The organism is Catenulispora rubra, assembly GCF_015356825.1.
Taxonomy (GTDB): Bacteria; Actinomycetota; Actinomycetes; order Streptomycetales; family Catenulisporaceae; genus Catenulispora; species Catenulispora rubra.
Window position 1 is genome coordinate 1 of record NZ_JAACYW010000012.1, and the last position, 16999, is coordinate 16999.

The window sequence follows — 16999 nt, forward strand, 5'->3', positions numbered from 1 at the left end:
ACCCGGCAGGTACCGGTACGCCACCTGCACCCCCGGCAGGCTCGGTATCCGCTGCGGCAGCAGCGCGCGCTGGAGCATCAGCGCCGTGGTCCGCTCCCGGTAGTACAGCCGCCCGTTGTCGATCGACACCGCGGCCCGCGTCGTGATCTCCTCGGCGACCTCGATGTCCTCCGGCTCGAACGGCGGGCTGTCCGGATGCCGGTGGAAGTGCACCACCCCGAGCAGCGCCTCGCGTGCCCACAACGGCACCAGGATCGAGTCGCCGCCGGTGGGCTGCCACAGCAGCGTCCCGTCCACCGCCCGGATCGGCTCCTTCGCCACCGCGCTGATCCCCGCCGACGAGTGCCACGCCGCCCCGCCGAGCATCCGGTCGCTGATGTCCGCGTCGGTCGACCACGCGCTGAAGCCCTCGGCCCGCACCGGATCCGGCACCGCCCCGACCCCCTCGTGCACCAGCACCCGACGCCGCCGGACCGGCGCCAGCCACACCGGCCCGACCGGCCCGATCCGCTCGTCGAAGACCTCTTCCTTGATCTCGATCACGATCGCGTCCGCGAAGTCCGGCACCGCGACGTCGGCCAGCTCCCGGGCCGTCCGCTCGACGTCCAGCGCCGTCCCCATCCGCGACCCGGCCTTGTTCACCAACGCCAGCCGCCGCCGCGCGCCGGCCGCCGCGGCCGAGGCCCGATGCCGGTCGGTGACGTCCAGGATCATCCCGGACAGCCCGATGACCTCGCCGTCCGGACCGTGCAGCCGGTTGTAGCTGACGGACCAGACCCGCTCCTCGTCGGAGGCCGGCGTGAACCCGCCGTACTGCTCGTCGATCACCGGGATCCCGGTCCGCAGCACCTCGTCGGGGATCTCCTCCAGCCGCGGATCCAGCCCCGGCAGCACCTCGCGCACCCGCTTGCCGATGTGCTCGGCGACCGGCAGCCCGTTGATCTCCTCCAACGCCCGGTTCAGCCGGACGTACCGCCCCTGCTCGTCGTAGACCACGATCCCGACCGGGAACTGCTCGAAGAGTGAGTCCAGCACGGCCCGGTCCCGCGTGAACCGGATCAGATCCTCGGCAGAGTTGGCGTACCCGAACACCACCACGTGCCCGTCGTCGTCCCGCAGCCCCATGAGATGCGCGTCGACCGGGACGCTCGCGCCGGTCGGCGTGACCGCGTCCAGCGCACCGCGCGCGTCGTCGCCGGACCGCACCGCCGCGACCATCCGGTCGGCCGCCGCCCGGTCCGCGGGCCGGAACATCGCGTGGAACGGCTTGCCGATCATCTCCGTACGCTGCCATCCCAGCAGCTCCTCGGCGTTGAGCCGGAACTCGCGGATGGTCCCCTCGCCGTCGAGCATGAACGTCGCCGAGCGCACCCGCTCGATCACCCCGGCCATCCGCCCCAGCTGCCGCTGCGCGTCGCCCTCGGAGCCCTGCCCGAACACGGAGGTGGTCATGGCCCACCCCCGGCCACGCCACCCGGGATTGTCCTGCCGCTCCCGGTGGGGCTGCTGCTCCTGCGGCGTGTCGGGCATCGGGAGGGCTTCGATTCTGTTCGGTCGGGAACCCCGTGTTGCGGATCCGGGTCTTCCGTGATCCTTCCCGGAATGCCGCATCCTCAAGCAGTTGATCTGACTTTCACACTATGAGAGCAGTCACAGCCCTCTCTAGGTTTCACCAGGTCATATACCCCAATTGCGCGACGATCGGCACGTCCGGAGCCAGCCAGTCCAGGTCCAGCAGCTCGCCGCGCGAAACCCACGCCAGAAGGTCGTGGTCCTCCAACGGCAGCGGCTCCGGCTGGCCGGGCTCCATGCGGGCCAGGAACACGCGCAACGTGAACCGGTCGTCGATCCGCGCGTCCTCCCCGACCCGGGCCCCGACCGTCACCTCGACGCCCAGTTCCTCGCGGCACTCGCGCACGACCGCGTCGACGTCGCGCTCCCCCGCCTCGACCTTCCCGCCGGGGAATTCCCACTTCCCGGCCAGATGAGCCGGCGCCGACCGGCGGGCGCACAGCACGGCTTCGCCGTCACTCCGGACGATGGCCGCGCCGACGACGATGACAGGTGTCCCAGTGGTCATTCCAGCGAGTCTAGGACACCGGCGGGCACCGGTGATCACGCTCCGTCACCACTTGCCGACGCCCTCTTGGCAGCGGGACGACAATGGGGACATGCGTATTCTCTCGCAAGAGGAGATCTCACCCCTGTTGGCGGACCATCCCGAGTGGACCGGCGGCGCGGAACATCTCACGCGCGTGTTCACGGCCGGCGACTTCGCCGCGGCCATCGCCGTGGTGAACAAGGTGGCGGCCATCGCCGAGGACATGAACCACCACCCGGACATCGACCTGCGGTGGGCGACCCTGCGGTTCCGGGTCTCGACGCACTCCGCCGGCGGCGTCACCGACCTCGACCTGGAACTGGCTCGACGGATCGAAGCCGTGCTCGCTGCGGAGTCCGCCTGAGAGCGGCCCAGCCGGTCCGACCGCCCTGGCCGGACTATCCGAAGCCGGACCACCCGACGCCGAAGTAACCGACGCCGGACCACCCGAAGCCGGGCTACCCGAAGATCGCGTGCGTGGCCCACCAGACCACCGCCGCGCACAGCCCGGCGGCCGGCAGCGTGAACAGCCACGCGCCGAGGATGTTCCGCGCCACGCCCCAGCGGACCGCGCTGCGCCGCTTCGTCGCGCCGACGCCCATGATCGAGCCGGTGATGATCTGCGTGGTGGACACCGGCGCGTTCCACACGAACGCGGTGAAGTACAGCACGCCCGAGGCCACCGTCTCGGCGGCGAAACCGCGCGGCGGGTCCAGCTCGATGATCTTGCGGCCCAGGGTGCGCATGATGCGCCAGCCGCCGGCGTACGTGCCCAGCGAGATCGCGCAGGCGCTGGCCAGCAGCACCCAGTTCGGCACGCCGGACTTGCTGGTCGCGTGCCCGCCGGCGATCAGCGCCATCATGATCACGCCGATGGTCTTCTGCGCGTCCTGGATGCCGTGGCCCAGCGCCATCGCCGCGGCCGAGACGGTCTGCGAGATCCGGAAGCCGCGCGTCACCCGCCCCGGGTGCGCGTGCCGGAACGCCCACAGGATCCCCACCATCAGGAAGAAGGCCAGGACGAACCCGACGACCGGGGACGTCACCATCGGCACGATGACCTTGTTCCAGACGCCCCTCCACTCGACCGTGACGCCGGCCGCGAGGCCCGCCCCGATCATGCCGCCGATCAGCGCGTGCGAGGACGACGAGGGCAACCCGAAGTACCAGGTCGCCACGTTCCACACGATCGCGCCGACGAGCAGCGAGAACACGATCCACAGCCCGGCGTCGCCGCCCGGGGTCTTGATGATGCCCTTGGTGATCGTCGAGGCCACGCCGCCGCCGAGCCGCAGGCCGATGTACGAGCCCAGCAGGTTCATCACCGCGGCCATCGCCAGCGCGGCCCGCGGGGTCAGCGCCCGGGTGGACACCGAGGTGGCGATCGCGTTGGCCGAGTCGTGGAACCCGTTGGTGTAACTGAACCCCAGGGCGACGGCCACCACCGTGACCAGGCCGAGCCAGTGCACCGGTCAGGACTCCTTGACGACGATGGACTCGACCGTGTTCGCGACGTGCTCGAACGCGTCAGCCGCCGCCTCTAAGGAGTCGACGACCTCCTTGAGCTTCATCACCGTCAGCGCGTCGTACTCCCCGGAGAACAGGTGGGCCAGCAGCTTGCGGTAGGACTGGTCGCCGGCGTTCTCCAACCGGTTGACCTCGATCCAGTACTCGGACAGGCCCTTCATCCCGCGCAGCTTGCGCATCGCCTCCGCGGTCAGCTCCGCGGCCCGCACCAGCGTGTCCACCTGCTCGGCCACCCCGGACGGCAGCGTCTGGATGCCGTAGAGGTTGACCAGGTCGACGGCCTCTTCCATCTCGTCCATGACGTCGTCCAGAGTGGAGGCCAGGGCGTAGATGTCCTCCCGGTCGAACGGGGTGATGAACGAGGAGTTCAGGGTGTTGTAGATCTTGTGCGTGGTGTCGTCGCAGGCGTGCTCGGCGGCGCGCATCCGTTCGGCGATCTTGCTGCGCTCGGCGCCGGCCCCGGGTCCGGTCGCCCCGAGCAGTTCGGTGAGGATGCCGGCACCGATGACGAGGTGGTCAGCCTGCTCGGCGAACAGGTCGTAGAAGCTGGTCTCCCTGGGGGTCAGACGCAGTTTCACTGGAAGTCTCCGGGTTTTCGGTTGCCGTTAATCCGGGCAGGGGCTGATTGTTGTGGCTTGTTCGCCGTAAGGATGCTAGGTGCTCAACCTACCGAGCGCACAACCGAGCCTCTGATGTCGCGGCCGTGACCGAGGCCGTGTCCCTGGGCCGGGGCGATCTTCGGGCCCGCAGATGTGATTTTCGCCATCCCCGCCGACGGCGCGGGCGCGGTTCGGCATGTGGATGCCGCGCGGTCGCTGCTCAGGATGCTGGGATGCCACGGGATGCCGGCGGCGGAGCGACCGGGCCCTCGAAGAGATCTTGGACAGCCTCGCGCGGCCGCCGGTCATACGGCACGCGTCGCGATCCGGTTCCGGCATCGAGCGCCGGATTTCGTAACAGCAGCCGGCTCCGGCGCCGGTCCTGCCGCCTCGCGCCTTGCCGCCTCGGGTCCTGCCGCCGCGCGTCTTGCCGCTTAGAGTCCTGCCGCCTCGGGCTAGTTCCGGTCCCGCTTCTGATCCGTCGGCATCAGCCCGAGCGCCCGGTCGATGACCGCCCAGTCCAGCCGCTTGTCGCTGCTCGGATGCTCGGCGACGACCTGCAGCAGGTCGCCGTACAGCCGGATCTCGTCGAGCGCGGGGCCGTCGTAGACCGAGGGCAGAGCGCCGTAACGGCCGTACGCCGAACCAGAATCCTGCTGGTAGAGCGTCATGGCTGATCACCGCCCGTCATCGCGACCCCTTGGTCCCCGACGGTCGAGCCTATTGGGTGCCGAGGCCTGCGGATATGGCCCAACAGGACTATTTGTGTGAGCGAGTGGGGCTAGTCGGATGGGCCGACGGGGTGGTGGCGTGGTGTTCGGGGCTGCTCTCCGCCGAGGAGGGACTGGTCGCGGACGGGGCCGCGGACGTGGTCGCCGGCGTCGTCTTCGGGACGGTCGCAGGCATGGTCGCAGGCGTGGTCGCCGGGGTGGAGACGGTGACCGGCGTGCCGAAGCCGTACAGCTCCGTGGCCGAGGTCACCTGCGCGACCGGCTTGGTCGGGCCGCCCTCCAGGAACGAGAACGTGGCGACGAAGCGGCGCAGGCGCCCCTGCGCGTCGAGGTACGCGTCGAAGGGCACCTTGGTGGTCGTGAAAGCGTGCGCCGCGTTGGTCAGCGCCTGCTTGTCGGCGGCGGCGTCGGCGGCTTCGGCGTCCTTGGCCGAGGCCGGGCCGCTCAGCTTGGACGCGGCCTGCGCCAGGTCCAGCGTGCCCTGGTAGTGCACCACCGGAACACCCCGCACGACTTCCTGGCCGACCTCCTGCACCCCCGGCTGCACGCCGCCGAGCATCGCGAAGATCAGCGAGGGATCGGTCACGCCGCCGGAGATCACGTCGCCGTCGGGGACCTCGGCGGTCGCGGTCCGGCTCCAGGCCGAAGCGGGAGCCGCGGCGGCGGTCGCGGTCGCGGCGGTGGCGCTGCGGCGGACGTACACGGTGGCCGGCGTCAGCACCTCGTCCAGCGCACCGGTCGGCACGGTCAGGCCGACCGATCCGACCTGCTTGCCGAAGTCGAACAGGCCCGCGCCGTGCATGCTCAGCGTCTGCGGCGCGACGGCCGGGGTCTTGCCCTGCGCCGGGACCGCCGGATTGGCGACGGTGACCACGGTGTCGGTCTGTGCCGTCCCGGTCTGCGCGGTGACGCCGGCGGAGCCGGTGACCGCAGCGACCGGGGTCGCGTGCAGATCGACGGCGTTCGCGGAACCGCCGGAGCCGAACATGCTCATCGCGCCGGCGGCGACGACGGCCAGTCCGCTGACCGAGGAGACCCCGATGGCGATGCGGCGACGGTTCACGGCTACCCCTGGTGGGTTCGGAAGGCGGCGGGTCTGTCCGCTGCCCAACGAGCCACACAGAAGGTGGTTACGTGATGACGCGCCGATACCACCGGATCGGACGATCGTGTGCTAGACGCGGACCTGGGCTGAACGCAGGTCTGGCTAAACGCGGGCCGCGTACTCCCGCAGCGCCTCGCCGGTCACTTCGTCGGCCGGGAAGAACGTCTCCAGCTGCATGTCCGCGAGCGTCAGGTCGGCCGCCGAGCCGAACACGGCCGTGCAGCTGAAGAAGGTCAGCACCTTCCCGTCCCGACGGAAGCGGAACGGCAGCACCACCCCGGCGTACAGATCCGGCTCCGGCTCGGGTTCCGGATGCGGATACGCCACGCACTCCTTCAACAGCGCGGTCAGCTCCGGATCCCCCGACGCCGCCGCGCGCCGGCTCAGCGCACGCAGCAACCGGTCCCGCGCCTCGCCGTGGTTGACCAAGTGCGGTGCCAACCCCTCGGGGTGCAGCGTGAGCCGCACGGTGTTGCCGCCGTCCGCCAACAGATGCGGGGCGACCAGATCGGTGAAGATGCCGACCGTCTTGTTCGTCTCGATGATGTTGGAGCGCTGGTCGTGCATCAGCGCCGGATACGGCAGATGCCCGGTGAGCACGACGTCGATCGCCCGGCGCACCGCGGCCATCTCCGGACTGGCCAGCGGCCGGGCCTTGAACTCCGGGGCGTACCCGGCGGCGACCAGCAGCTTGTTCCGCTCCCGCAGCGGCACCTCCAGCTCGTCGGCCAGCCGCAGCACCATGTCCCGGCTGGGCTTGGCACGACCGGTCTCCATGAAGCTCAGGTGCCGCGTCGAGACCCCGCTGGCCGAGGACAGGTCGAGCTGGCTGACGTTGCGGGTCCGGCGCCAGGCCCGCAGCATGGCGCCGAAGTCGGCGGGAGCGGCCGGCGGCTGCTTCTTGAGCTGGGCCGCGGTCGGGTCGGTCGGGACGGCGGTCCGGGGCGCGGAGATCGTCGCGGTGCTCATGAACTCACGATACGGAGCCCGGCGCGACTGTTCGACCGGAAAGAACGGCGCCCGGGCCCGAAGCCCGAACGCCGCGTGAAAGAGAGCCCTTATATAAGGACACGACGGTTCCTACATCGCCGCCATCGACACCCCGATGAAGTGCAGCGAGAACGCCGCGATCGTCAGCGTGTGGAACACCTCGTGGAAGCCGAACCAGCGCGGCGAGAAGTCCGGCCGCTTCGTGCCGTAGACCAGTGCGCCTATCGAGTACAGGACCCCGCCGACGACCATCATGACCGTGATGGCCACGCCGCCGGAGTGCAGGAACTGCGGCATGAAGAACACCGCGGCCCAGCCCAGCGCCACGTAGCACGGCGTGTAGATCCAGCGCGGCGCCCCGAGCCAGAAGACTCGGAAGGCGATGCCGGCCAGGGCGCCGCCCCAGACCGTGAACAGCAGTGCGCGCTCGGCGCTCCCGTGCAGCAGCAGCACGGTGAACGGCGTGTAGGTCCCGGCGATGATCAGGAAGATGTTCGCGTGGTCCAGGCGGCGCAGGATCGCCTCGCCGCGCGGGCCCCAGTTGCGGCGGTGGTACAGCGCCGAGGTGCCGAAGAGCATGACGGCGGAGAAGGCGAAGACGGCGGAGGCCGCCCGCGCCCGGCCGTTCTCGGCGAGCGCGATCAGCACGATCCCGCCGGCCAGGGCCAGCGGTGCCGCGCACAGATGCAGCCAGCCGCGCAGTTTCGGCTTCACAGGAGTGCCGGCGTTCGATACGGCGTTCACAAGCGGCGGCGTCATGTCACCGACGGTAACCTACGGGACTGTAACTTCGATAGGCCCGGGCGCCGTACGCCGGTCGTACGCCGCGAGAACGCCTCGCAAACCGCCCGGAACCGGACACGACGGCGAACCGAGTGTGACGAACCAGCCATTGCCGACTATCCACCATGTGGACGGCTCTGGGTACACTCCGAAATACCCTCATACATCGACCGGGGCCGCCGACCAGTGCGGATGGGAAACGACCCCGGTGTCTTAGGAGCGCGCCATGACTGACGTGTCCACAAAAACCGTGCCCGCGAACAGCCCTGCGGCCATACCCGGGCTGGACCACGCGCCGACGGGCCACGCGGCCCTGAAGGCCTGGGTCGCCGAGATCGCGGAACTCACCCGGCCCGACGCCGTCGTGTGGTGTGACGGCTCGCAGGACGAATGGGACCGGCTGACCACCCTCCTGGTCGAGCAGGGCACCTTCACCCGGCTGAACGAGGCCAAGCGCCCGAACAGCTTCCACGCCAAGTCCGACCCGAGCGACGTCGCACGCGTCGAGGGCCGCACCTTCATCTGCTCCGAGGACGAAGCGGACGCCGGCCCCACCAACAACTGGATGGCCCCGGCCGAGATGAAGGGCATCCTGGGCGGCCTGTTCGCCGGCGCGATGCGCGGCCGCACGATGTACGTCGTGCCGTTCTCGATGGGCCCGATCGGCTCGCCGCTGTCGGCGATCGGCGTGGAGCTGACCGACTCCCCGTACGTCGTGGTGTCCATGCGCGTGATGACCCGGATGGGTCAGAAGGTGCTGGAGGAGCTCGGCACGGACGGCGAGTTCGTCAGGGCCGCGCACACCGTCGGCGCCCCGCTGGACGCCGACCAGGCCGACGTGCCGTGGCCGTGCAACCCCACGAAGTACATCACCCACTTCCCCGAGACCCGCGAGATCTGGTCGTACGGGTCGGGCTACGGCGGCAACGCCCTGCTCGGCAAGAAGTGCTACGCGCTGCGCATCGCCTCCGTCATGGCCCGCGACGAGGGCTGGCTGGCCGAGCACATGCTGATCCTGAAGCTGACGCCGCCGAACGGCCGGGCCAAGTACGTCGCCGCCGCGTTCCCGAGCGCCTGCGGCAAGACCAACCTGGCGATGCTCACCCCGACCATCCCGGGGTGGAAGGTCGAGACCGTCGGCGACGACATCGCGTGGATGCGCTTCGGCGAGGACGGCCGGCTGTACGCCATCAACCCGGAGGCCGGCTTCTTCGGCGTCGCCCCGGGCACCGGCCGCGAGACCAACGCCAACGCCATCGACACCCTCTACGCGAACTCGGTGTTCACCAACGTCGCGCTGACCGACGACGGCGACGTGTGGTGGGAGGGCATGACCGAGGACAAGCCGGCGCACCTGACCGACTGGAAGGGCCGCGACTGGACCCCGGACAGCGACGAGCCGGCCGCGCACCCGAACGCCCGGTTCTGCGTGCCGGCCGCGCAGTGCCCGACCATCGCCGACAACTGGGAGGACCCGGCGGGCGTCCCGATCTCGGCGATCCTGTTCGGCGGCCGCCGCGCCACCGCGGTCCCGCTGGTCACCGAGTCGTTCTCCTGGCAGCACGGCGTCTTCCTGGGCGCCAACGTGGCCAGCGAGAAGACCGCCGCCGCCGAGGGCACCGCCGGCGAGCTGCGCCACGACCCGTTCGCGATGCTGCCGTTCTGCGGCTACAACATGGGCGACTACTTCGGCCACTGGCTGCGGATCGGGCAGAAGGCCGAGGCCGACAAGCTGCCGAAGATCTACTACGTCAACTGGTTCCGCAAGGGCGAGGGCGGCAAGTTCCTGTGGCCCGGCTTCGGCGAGAACTCGCGCGTGCTGAAGTGGGTCGTGGACCGGCTGGACGGTACCGCCGCGGGCGTCGAGACCCCGATCGGCGTGCTGCCGACCAAGGACGCGCTGGACCTCAACGGCCTGGAGCTTTCCGAGGCCGACCTGGACGTGCTGCTGAGCGTCGACAAGGACGTCTGGAAGGCGGAGGCGGCCCAGATCCCGGCGCACTTCAACCGCTTCGGCGACCACCTGCCGGCCGAGCTGACCGCCGAGTACGAGGCGCTCGTGTCCCGGTTGGAGAGCCTGGAGAGCTGAGACACCGCTCACACCTGTATTGGCAGGCCCGTTCCCGCTCCTGGGAACGGGCCTGCCGGTCTTCACGAAACCCGCACCCGAAGGTTTGCTGAAGGCCGTGACGAGACGCGCCGGGACTCCGATAACCTCGACGGGTCCACTTCTGACGCCCCGACCCCGATCCGGTCAAGACCGGCGATCCGGTCAAGAAAGCCCGAGAAAGGCGCCGTGCTGTGAGCCTGCGAGACGTCGCCTACAGCGTGTACGAACGGCGCTTGGCGGCCCGGCTGCACTCGGACGTCCAGCGCGGCAAGAAGAAGGTGCCGCGGCACATCGGCGTCATCATGGACGGCAACCGGCGCTGGGCCAAGCAGATGGGCGAGCAGATCGCCACCGGCCACCAGCGCGGGGCGGACAAGATCCACGAGGTCCTGGACTGGGCCGAGGAGGCCGGCGTCGAGACGGTCACGCTGTGGCTGTTCTCCACCGACAACTTCAACCGGCCCCCCGAAGAGCTCACCGACCTGCTGCGGATCATCGAGGGTTCGGTGCGCTCGCTGGCCGACACCGGCCGCTGGCGGGTGCATCCGCTCGGCGCGCTGGATCTGCTGCCGGCCGATTTCGCCCGGCATTTGAAGGAGATCGAGGAGCAGACCCGGGACAATCCCGGGATCCAGGTGAACGTCGCCATCGGCTACGGCGGCCGCCAGGAGATCGCCGACGCGGTCCGCTCGCTGCTCACCGACGCCGCGGCGCGCGGGACGTCCATCGAAGACCTGGTGCAGATGCTCGACGTGGAGCACATCACGGACCACCTGTACACGCAGGGCCAGCAGGATCCGGACCTGATCATAAGGACGTCCGGGGAACAGCGGCTGAGCGGTTTCATGCTGTGGCAGAGCGCACATAGCGAGTTCTACTTCTGCGAGGCGTACTGGCCCGCTTTCCGGAAGGTCGACTTCCTGCGGGCCCTGCGCGACTACGCGAACCGGCATCGGCGCTACGGCTCATAAGCCAGCCGCACAAGCCGCGCGAGGCGCGCGGGCGCCGCGCGGTTCCCCGCTCTGCCACCGCCCTGCCACCATTCTGCTCCGGCTCTTCTCCCGCATTGTTGCGGCAATGTTGCCGCACAGAGCGGATGCACTCGCACCCGCACCCGGCCTGCGCGAATGCCGGATTCACGTGCGTGCATTCTGTTACGTAGCGTTATCACTACAGGTCAGAACCGTGACAACAGGAAGCACTGCGTTTAGCCCCATCAGGTGACGGGAACTTTCCAGACGTGCCGGTGGAGCAAGGTCGACTCACACAGATGGCTGTGACGGGTCTGCTCCCCGGCATTTGTCGCTTCTGGGGAGACAGACAACTGTGGCAGCTACCCCTCGCCGCCGCGCCTCCAGCAAGGCCCGGCGCCGCACCTACGTCCTCGACACCAGCGTCCTGCTCGCCGATCCCTCGGCGCTGACCAGGTTCGCCGAACACGAGGTCGTCGTCCCGATCGTGGTCGTGACCGAGCTGGAGGCCAAACGGCATCACCCCGAGCTCGGCTACTTCGCCCGCAACGCGTTGCGGATGTTGGACGAGATGCGGGTCGTCCACGGGCGCCTCGACGCCCCGATCCCCGTCGGCGAGACCGGCGGAACCCTCCGTGTGGAGCTCAACCACACCGACCCCGAAGGACTGCCGCCGGGCTTCCGGCTCGGCGACAACGACTCGCGCATCCTGGCGGTGGCCTGCAACCTCAAGGCCGAGGGCCTGGACGTCACGCTGGTCAGCAAGGACCTGCCGATGCGGGTCAAGGCCAGCGCCGTGGGGCTGCCCGCGGAGGAGTACCGCGCGGAGATCGCCCTGGAGGCGGCGTCCGGCTGGACCGGCATGGCCGAACTCGAGGTCACCGCCGAGTCCGTGAACGAGCTGTTCTCCTCAGGGCTCGTCGACGTCCCGGAAGCCGCGGGACTGCCCTGCCACACCGGACTGGTGTTGCTCTCCGAGCGTGGCAAGGCCCTGGGACGCGTGACGCCGGACAAGAAGGTGCGCCTGGTGCGCGGCGACCGCGACGTCTTCGGACTGCACGGCCGCTCGGCCGAACAGCGCGTGGCGCTGGATCTGCTGCTGGATCCGGACGTCGGCATCGTCTCCCTCGGCGGGCGCGCCGGCACCGGCAAGTCCGCGCTGGCGCTGTGCGCCGGCCTGGAGTCGGTGATGGAGCGGCGGCTGCATCGCAAGGTCGTGGTGTTCCGGCCCTTATACGCCGTGGGCGGCCAGGAGCTGGGATACCTGCCGGGCACCGAGAACGAGAAGATGTCGCCGTGGGGCCAGGCGGTGTTCGACACGCTGTCCGCGCTGACCTCACAGGCCGTCATCGACGAGGTGGTGGACCGGGGAATGCTCGAAGTGCTCCCGCTCACCCACATCCGCGGCCGGTCGCTGCACGATTCTTTTGTGATCGTGGACGAGGCGCAATCGCTTGAACGCAATGTGCTACTGACCGTTCTGTCGCGTATCGGCACCGGTTCCCGGGTCGTTCTCACCCACGATGTGGCGCAGCGTGACAATCTGCGTGTGGGGCGTTACGACGGCATCGTCTCCGTGGTGGAAAAGCTGAAGGGACACCCCCTCTTTGCTCACGTGACTCTCAGCAGAAGCGAAAGGTCCCCCATCGCCGCTCTGGTGACAGAGTTGCTGGAGGAACTGGCGGTTTGAGTGCGTACCCCCCTCGTGCTGGGGATATCACGGAGCGTGCAACGTGACGCAGGACACGCTCGATTGAGTTGAAAAGGGACCAAAGGCCCTGCATCGTCGAATGCGTAAGACCCCGCGTCTGGCAATCGCATTCGACGATCCAGGGCCGAACGGCCGCCGGCGCCGGAAGCGAGAACCGGGAGTTTTCCCGGCTCGACTTTCGCTCTCGACCGCAATGAGTCGCCATGAGTCATTGCATTGTCGCTGTCTGTGAACAGACGGTGAGTCGAGCCGCAGCGGGGTGAACCCACTTCGGAAGGCTCCCTTTGTTCTCCGTGCGAAATTCTGTGTCCGGCATGCGTATTTCCCGGACGAAGGCTCTCGCCGTCACTGGCGCCCTCGCCGTGACCGGCGCGCTCGTGGCGACCGGTGTCGTGGCCCACGCCTCGTCCAACAACCACGGCACGGTCGCCACAGCCGACGCCGCTGTCGTCTCCACTGCGAAGGCCGACCAGGCCAAGAGCGCCGCGGACATCGCCGCGCAGCGTGCGGCCGCCGCCGACGCCGCCAACCGCAGCGCGCAGCGCGCCGCCCTGCCGGCCGCCGCCCCCGCCGACACTGCCGCCGCTCAGGCCGCCGCCCAGAAGGCGGCCACCGACAAGGCCGCCGCCGCTGCCGCCGCTGCCGCCGCCAAGGCTGCCGCTGACAAGGCCGCGGCCGACGCCGCCGCCAAGGCTGCCGCCGAGAAGGCTGCTGCTGACAAGGCCGCTGCCGCTCAGGCCGCCGCCGCTGCCCAGGCGCAGGCCGCGGCCGCCGCGAAGGCCAAGGCCGCCGCTGCCGCCGCCACCCCGACCTACGCCAACAACCTGGACGGCTGGATCAAGCAGGCCGTCTCCATCCTGGACTCGACCGGCACCCCGACCTCCTACAACGCCGTCTACCAGGCCGCGATGCACGAGTCCGCGGGCAACCCGAGCGCGGTCAACGGCTGGGACTCCAACGCCGCCAAGGGCACCCCGTCCATCGGCCTGCTGCAGGTGATCCAGCCCACGTTCAACGCGTACATGCTTTCCGGCCACGGCAACATCTACAACCCGGTCGACAACATCATCGCCGGCGCACGCTACGCCGCGGCGACCTACGGTTCGCTGGACAACGTCGTCGCGCAGCGTTGCGGCGGCTCCTGCTGGGTCGGCTACTAAGCCGCTGAAACCAGCAAGAATCCGGCATTGACCGGCCGCTGTTCCAAGCAGTGACCGAACCATAACTCAATGTACTGTGATTTTTCCGACCCTCTCCCGACTTGAGTTCGATCTCAGTTCCGGGAGAGGGTCGATTTTTGGAAGACCCCGCGCTCGGGCTCGCGGGACCAAGGTCCTTCACGGACGTTGATCCACCAGGGGGTGGATGTGGCGGCACTGGGCTAATTCGGGGGACACCCCCGAACCCCCGCACCGCCTATCCGTTCGCCCATGCGCCGCTCCATGAGGGAGCCGGCCGTCTCTCCCACACGCCACGGATGACTCCGTGCTGTGCGGAGACGGCTGTCGAAAAGGGGTGAGGCACTGCGGAAGGCAACTCTTGTCCAGCCATACCGGCCCTGAGCACGAGCACGACCCCGAGCACAACCCCACCTCGCAGGACCCGAAGTCCGGGATCGCGGGCGCCGCGTCCACAGCGGCGAGCAAGACCGTCTCGTTCATGACCGCCAAGCTCCCGACCAAGACCTCGCGAATAGTCGCGGCAGCCGCCGCCGGCACCCTGGTCCTGGGCGGCGCGGGCACCGCGTACGCGGTCCACTCGAACGACGTCTCCACCCACAACAGGCAGGTCGCGGCGGCACAGTTCGCGGCGGAGCAGAAGGCTGCGTCCGACCAGGCCGCCGCCGACGCGGCAGCCAAGGCGGCCGCCGACAAGGCGGCGGCGGAGAAGGCCGCTGCCGACCAGGCCGCCGCAGCCGCGGCGCAGAAGGCGGCAGCCGACAAGGCCGCAGCCGACGCCGCCGCGAAGGCCGCGGCCCAGAAGGCGGCCGCGGACAAGGCTGCAGCCGACCAGCGTGCGGCCGCGGCGGCCGCCGCGAACCGCGACGAACAGCGCCAGCAGCTGCCGACGAGCACGTCGAGCACACCGTCCGCGCCGACCACCACGCCGACGCAGACGCCGACTCCCAAGCCGACGCCGACGACCCCGAAACCGACGGCGCCGACCGGCTCGTACGGCGACGCGTACGCCATCGCCCAGTCGATGGTGCCCTCGGGCCAGTTCGCGTGCTTCTCGAACATCATCGAGCGCGAGTCCGGCTGGAACGTGCACGCGAGCAACCCCTCGTCCGGCGCGTACGGACTGGGCCAGGCCCTGCCGGGCAGCAAGATGGCCTCGGCCGGCTCGGACTGGGCGGACAACCCGACCACCCAGATCAAGTGGGTGCTGTCGTACATGGACTCGCGGTACGGCTCGCCGTGCGGCGCGTGGTCCTTCTGGCAGTCGCACAGCTGGTACTAGGCCGACCAGCACTCTTTTGATCCGGCGCTGACACGGCACTGATCCGGCACGCCCAAAACACCGGTGCCCCGTCCATGTCGCAGGACAATTGCGACTGGACGGGGCTCCGGTGTTCTTTAATGCACCTATGCCGTCCACCCCCGTCGCCATCATCCGCCCGATCCGGCTCCGCGACCCGAACGAGGAGGGTCGCACTTCCACCACCCTGGAGCTGTTCTTCGACCTGGTCTTCGTGGTCACGATCAGCGCCATCGCGCAGCAGTGGCACCACGCCGTGACCACCGGGCACCTGCAGCACGGCGCCATCTCGCTCGCCGAGATGGTGTTCGGCGTCTGGTGGGCGTGGATGGGCTTCACCTGGTTCGCGAACTTCTTCGACCCCGACGACGTCCCGTACCGCCTGATGGTGCTGGTCCAGCTGCTGGCCTCGCTGGGGCTGGCGACCGGCATCCCGTACGTCTTCCAGAGCGACGACTTCCGTATCCTCGTGGGCTGCTACGTCGTGATCCGCCTGGTGATGTCGGCCCAGTGGTTCCGCGCCGGCCACGCCAACCCCCCGCTGCGCCAGTTCTGCAACCGCTGGGCCTACGGCATCCTCCTGGTCCAGATCGGCTGGGTGGCGTTCGGCTTCGGCCTGCACCACCTGACCCCCGCGCAGACGATCCCGTTCTTCGTCCTCGGGGGGACCGTCGAGCTTCTGATCCCCTGGTGGGCCCAGCGGGCCGAGGAGCCGGCGGTCCCGCACTCCGAGCACGTCGAGGAGCGCTACGGGCTGTTCACGATCATCATCCTCGGCGAGATGGTCCTGGTCGCCTCAGAGGCCTTCAACACGGCGCTGACGGACCACAAGCACCTGGCGACCCTGATGATCGGCGCGATCAGCGCCGGGATCCTGGCCTTCTGCCTCTGGTGGCTCTACTTCGGCTTCCTCGGCGAGTACAACCTGACCCGCATGCGCACAGCGTTCATCTGGGGCTACGGCCACTTCTTCATCTACGGCACCCTGACCGCCATCGGCGGCGCGATGGCCGCCCTCCTGGAGCAGGTCGCGCGCAACGACGGCAAACTGGGCCGCACCGCCATGGCCCTGATGCTGGCGGTCCCAGTGGCAGCCTTCCTGTCCACCATCGCCTTCCTCCGCACGGTGAGCGAATGGGCCAACTGCACCCGCTGGCTCCTGGCCGCCGCGGCGATCCTGGCCATCGGCACCGGCGCGGGCGCCGCATGGGGCGCGATGTGGACGTTGCTGTCCGTATGCGTCGCGACCGCCGCCTTCCTGGCTTCGGAGATCGTCACGAAGTGGAAAGCGGCGGTCAGACGCCGGCAAAACCAGGGTGCTGCTTAAGCCAGCGAGTCTTCCGCCTCCAGCATCACGGAGACACCGGTGACGACAGCAGCAATCTTAACGGCTTCCTGGACCGTCCCGCGGGAGGCACCGGCCTTCACAAGAACTTGCTCATGCGATTCCAGACACTGCTGGGACCCGCTGACGGCGGATTCTAGGAGTCGTTGCAACACGTTGTGGTCGTGTGGTTCGGCAGTAGCTTGGCGAGGGCCTCGTCTGGGGTGTCCCAGTTGAGTGTCTTGCGGGGGCGCCTGTTGAGTTTGGCGGCGATGGCGGCGACGTGCTCGGCGGTGAACTCGGACGGCAACATCTACAGCGCCGACGGGAACTACGGCGCGAACCCGGGCTCGTCCGGCTGGTCGAACGTCAGCCGGTCCGGCGGCGCGGGCACCATGACCGGCACGATGACCAACATCGCGGCGGCCAGCATCAACTAACTGATTCACTTCATCGCAACCGCTCGGCCGGGCGGAGAGGTTCAGCTGCCGCCCGGCTCGGGTCCACAAAAGAAGAACACCCGCGTCCTGCGCCTCCCCACACGGAGCCGCAGGACGCGGCGTTTCGCA

General features: G+C 69.3%; 16 protein-coding genes. 8 read left to right on the plus strand and 8 right to left on the minus strand.

Annotated elements, in window-relative coordinates; genetic code table 11:
* Nucleotides 1-1452: PAS domain-containing protein (locus GWK61_RS05725; protein ID WP_194905717.1), on the minus strand; the 1452-nt coding region annotated here is incomplete at its 3' end.
* A gap of 217 nt (nt 1453-1669) precedes the next feature.
* On the minus strand, nt 1670-2080 hold the full coding sequence (locus GWK61_RS05730) for a (deoxy)nucleoside triphosphate pyrophosphohydrolase (RefSeq protein WP_194905718.1): 411 nt from the start codon (nt 2078-2080) through the stop codon (nt 1670-1672).
* 91 nt (nt 2081-2171) lie between these two features.
* Here GWK61_RS05730 and GWK61_RS05735 point away from each other — a divergent pair, with 91 nt between their 5' ends.
* Complete coding sequence (locus GWK61_RS05735) at nt 2172-2465, plus strand: 4a-hydroxytetrahydrobiopterin dehydratase (RefSeq protein ID WP_194905720.1); 294 nt, start codon at nt 2172-2174, stop codon at nt 2463-2465.
* 94 nt (nt 2466-2559) lie between these two features.
* Here GWK61_RS05735 and GWK61_RS05740 read toward each other — a convergent pair whose 3' ends face one another.
* The 6 genes from GWK61_RS05740 to trhA all read right to left on the minus strand — a co-directional run bounded on the left by GWK61_RS05740 (nt 2560) and on the right by trhA (nt 7812).
* The gene (locus GWK61_RS05740; protein ID WP_194905723.1) at nt 2560-3570 is read right to left on the minus strand and encodes an inorganic phosphate transporter; all 1011 of its coding nucleotides are present in this window, start codon (nt 3568-3570) and stop codon (nt 2560-2562) included.
* A gap of 3 nt (nt 3571-3573) precedes the next feature.
* A complete protein-coding gene (locus GWK61_RS05745; protein ID WP_194905725.1) occupies nt 3574-4206 on the minus strand; it encodes a DUF47 domain-containing protein in 633 nt (210 codons plus the stop codon).
* Nucleotides 4207-4682: 476 nt separating this feature from the next.
* A complete protein-coding gene (locus GWK61_RS05750; protein ID WP_194905727.1) occupies nt 4683-4898 on the minus strand; it encodes a hypothetical protein in 216 nt (71 codons plus the stop codon).
* Nucleotides 4899-4986: 88 nt separating this feature from the next.
* Nucleotides 4987-6021, minus strand: a complete 1035-nt coding sequence (locus GWK61_RS05755; protein WP_194905729.1) for a hypothetical protein — start codon at nt 6019-6021, stop codon at nt 4987-4989.
* A 144-nt stretch (nt 6022-6165) separates the two neighbouring features.
* On the minus strand, nt 6166-6927 hold the full coding sequence (locus tag GWK61_RS05760; protein ID WP_194905880.1) for a helix-turn-helix domain-containing protein: 762 nt from the start codon (nt 6925-6927) through the stop codon (nt 6166-6168).
* 216 nt (nt 6928-7143) lie between these two features.
* Nucleotides 7144-7812 (minus strand): PAQR family membrane homeostasis protein TrhA, encoded by a 669-nt coding sequence (trhA, locus tag GWK61_RS05765; protein ID WP_194905741.1) that lies wholly within the window; start codon nt 7810-7812, stop codon nt 7144-7146.
* A gap of 250 nt (nt 7813-8062) precedes the next feature.
* Here trhA and GWK61_RS05770 point away from each other — a divergent pair, with 250 nt between their 5' ends.
* The 7 genes from GWK61_RS05770 (at nt 8063) to GWK61_RS05800 (ending at nt 16870) form a co-directional block, all read left to right on the plus strand.
* Entirely contained in the window at nt 8063-9925 is a 1863-nt protein-coding gene (locus GWK61_RS05770; RefSeq protein WP_228561809.1) for a phosphoenolpyruvate carboxykinase (GTP), read from the plus strand.
* A gap of 212 nt (nt 9926-10137) precedes the next feature.
* Nucleotides 10138-10917 (plus strand): isoprenyl transferase, encoded by a 780-nt coding sequence (locus tag GWK61_RS05775; protein ID WP_194905743.1) that lies wholly within the window; start codon nt 10138-10140, stop codon nt 10915-10917.
* A gap of 355 nt (nt 10918-11272) precedes the next feature.
* Nucleotides 11273-12607 (plus strand): RNA 5'-3' helicase PhoH2, encoded by a 1335-nt coding sequence (phoH2, locus tag GWK61_RS05780; protein ID WP_194905745.1) that lies wholly within the window; start codon nt 11273-11275, stop codon nt 12605-12607.
* Between the two features lie 335 nt (nt 12608-12942).
* On the plus strand, nt 12943-13788 hold the full coding sequence (locus GWK61_RS58385; RefSeq protein WP_194905753.1) for a lytic transglycosylase domain-containing protein: 846 nt from the start codon (nt 12943-12945) through the stop codon (nt 13786-13788).
* Nucleotides 13789-14167: 379 nt separating this feature from the next.
* Nucleotides 14168-15088 (plus strand): aggregation-promoting factor C-terminal-like domain-containing protein, encoded by a 921-nt coding sequence (locus tag GWK61_RS05790; RefSeq protein WP_228561811.1) that lies wholly within the window; start codon nt 14168-14170, stop codon nt 15086-15088.
* A gap of 127 nt (nt 15089-15215) precedes the next feature.
* Nucleotides 15216-16433, plus strand: coding sequence for a low temperature requirement protein A (locus GWK61_RS05795; RefSeq protein ID WP_194905755.1), 1218 nt, complete (start codon nt 15216-15218; stop codon nt 16431-16433).
* A 230-nt stretch (nt 16434-16663) separates the two neighbouring features.
* The gene (locus GWK61_RS05800; protein WP_194905757.1) at nt 16664-16870 is read left to right on the plus strand and encodes a hypothetical protein; all 207 of its coding nucleotides are present in this window, start codon (nt 16664-16666) and stop codon (nt 16868-16870) included.
* Nucleotides 16871-16999 lie beyond the last annotated feature (129 nt).

Bases quoted from the DNA above. Each gene is read 5' to 3' on its own strand.
- GWK61_RS05730 (WP_194905718.1), bottom strand. From the start codon at position 2,080: ATGACCACTGGGACACCTGTCATCGTCGTCGGCGCGGCCATCGTCCGG.
- GWK61_RS05735 (WP_194905720.1), top strand. From the start codon at position 2,172: ATGCGTATTCTCTCGCAAGAGGAGATCTCACCCCTGTTGGCGGACCAT.
- GWK61_RS05750 (WP_194905727.1), bottom strand. From the start codon at position 4,898: ATGACGCTCTACCAGCAGGATTCTGGTTCGGCGTACGGCCGTTACGGC.
- GWK61_RS05760 (WP_194905880.1), bottom strand. From the start codon at position 6,927: ATGCTGCGGGCCTGGCGCCGGACCCGCAACGTCAGCCAGCTCGACCTG.
- trhA (WP_194905741.1), bottom strand. From the start codon at position 7,812: ATGACGCCGCCGCTTGTGAACGCCGTATCGAACGCCGGCACTCCTGTG.
- GWK61_RS05770 (WP_228561809.1), top strand. From the start codon at position 8,063: ATGACTGACGTGTCCACAAAAACCGTGCCCGCGAACAGCCCTGCGGCC.
- GWK61_RS58385 (WP_194905753.1), top strand. From the start codon at position 12,943: ATGCGTATTTCCCGGACGAAGGCTCTCGCCGTCACTGGCGCCCTCGCC.
- GWK61_RS05795 (WP_194905755.1), top strand. From the start codon at position 15,216: ATGCCGTCCACCCCCGTCGCCATCATCCGCCCGATCCGGCTCCGCGAC.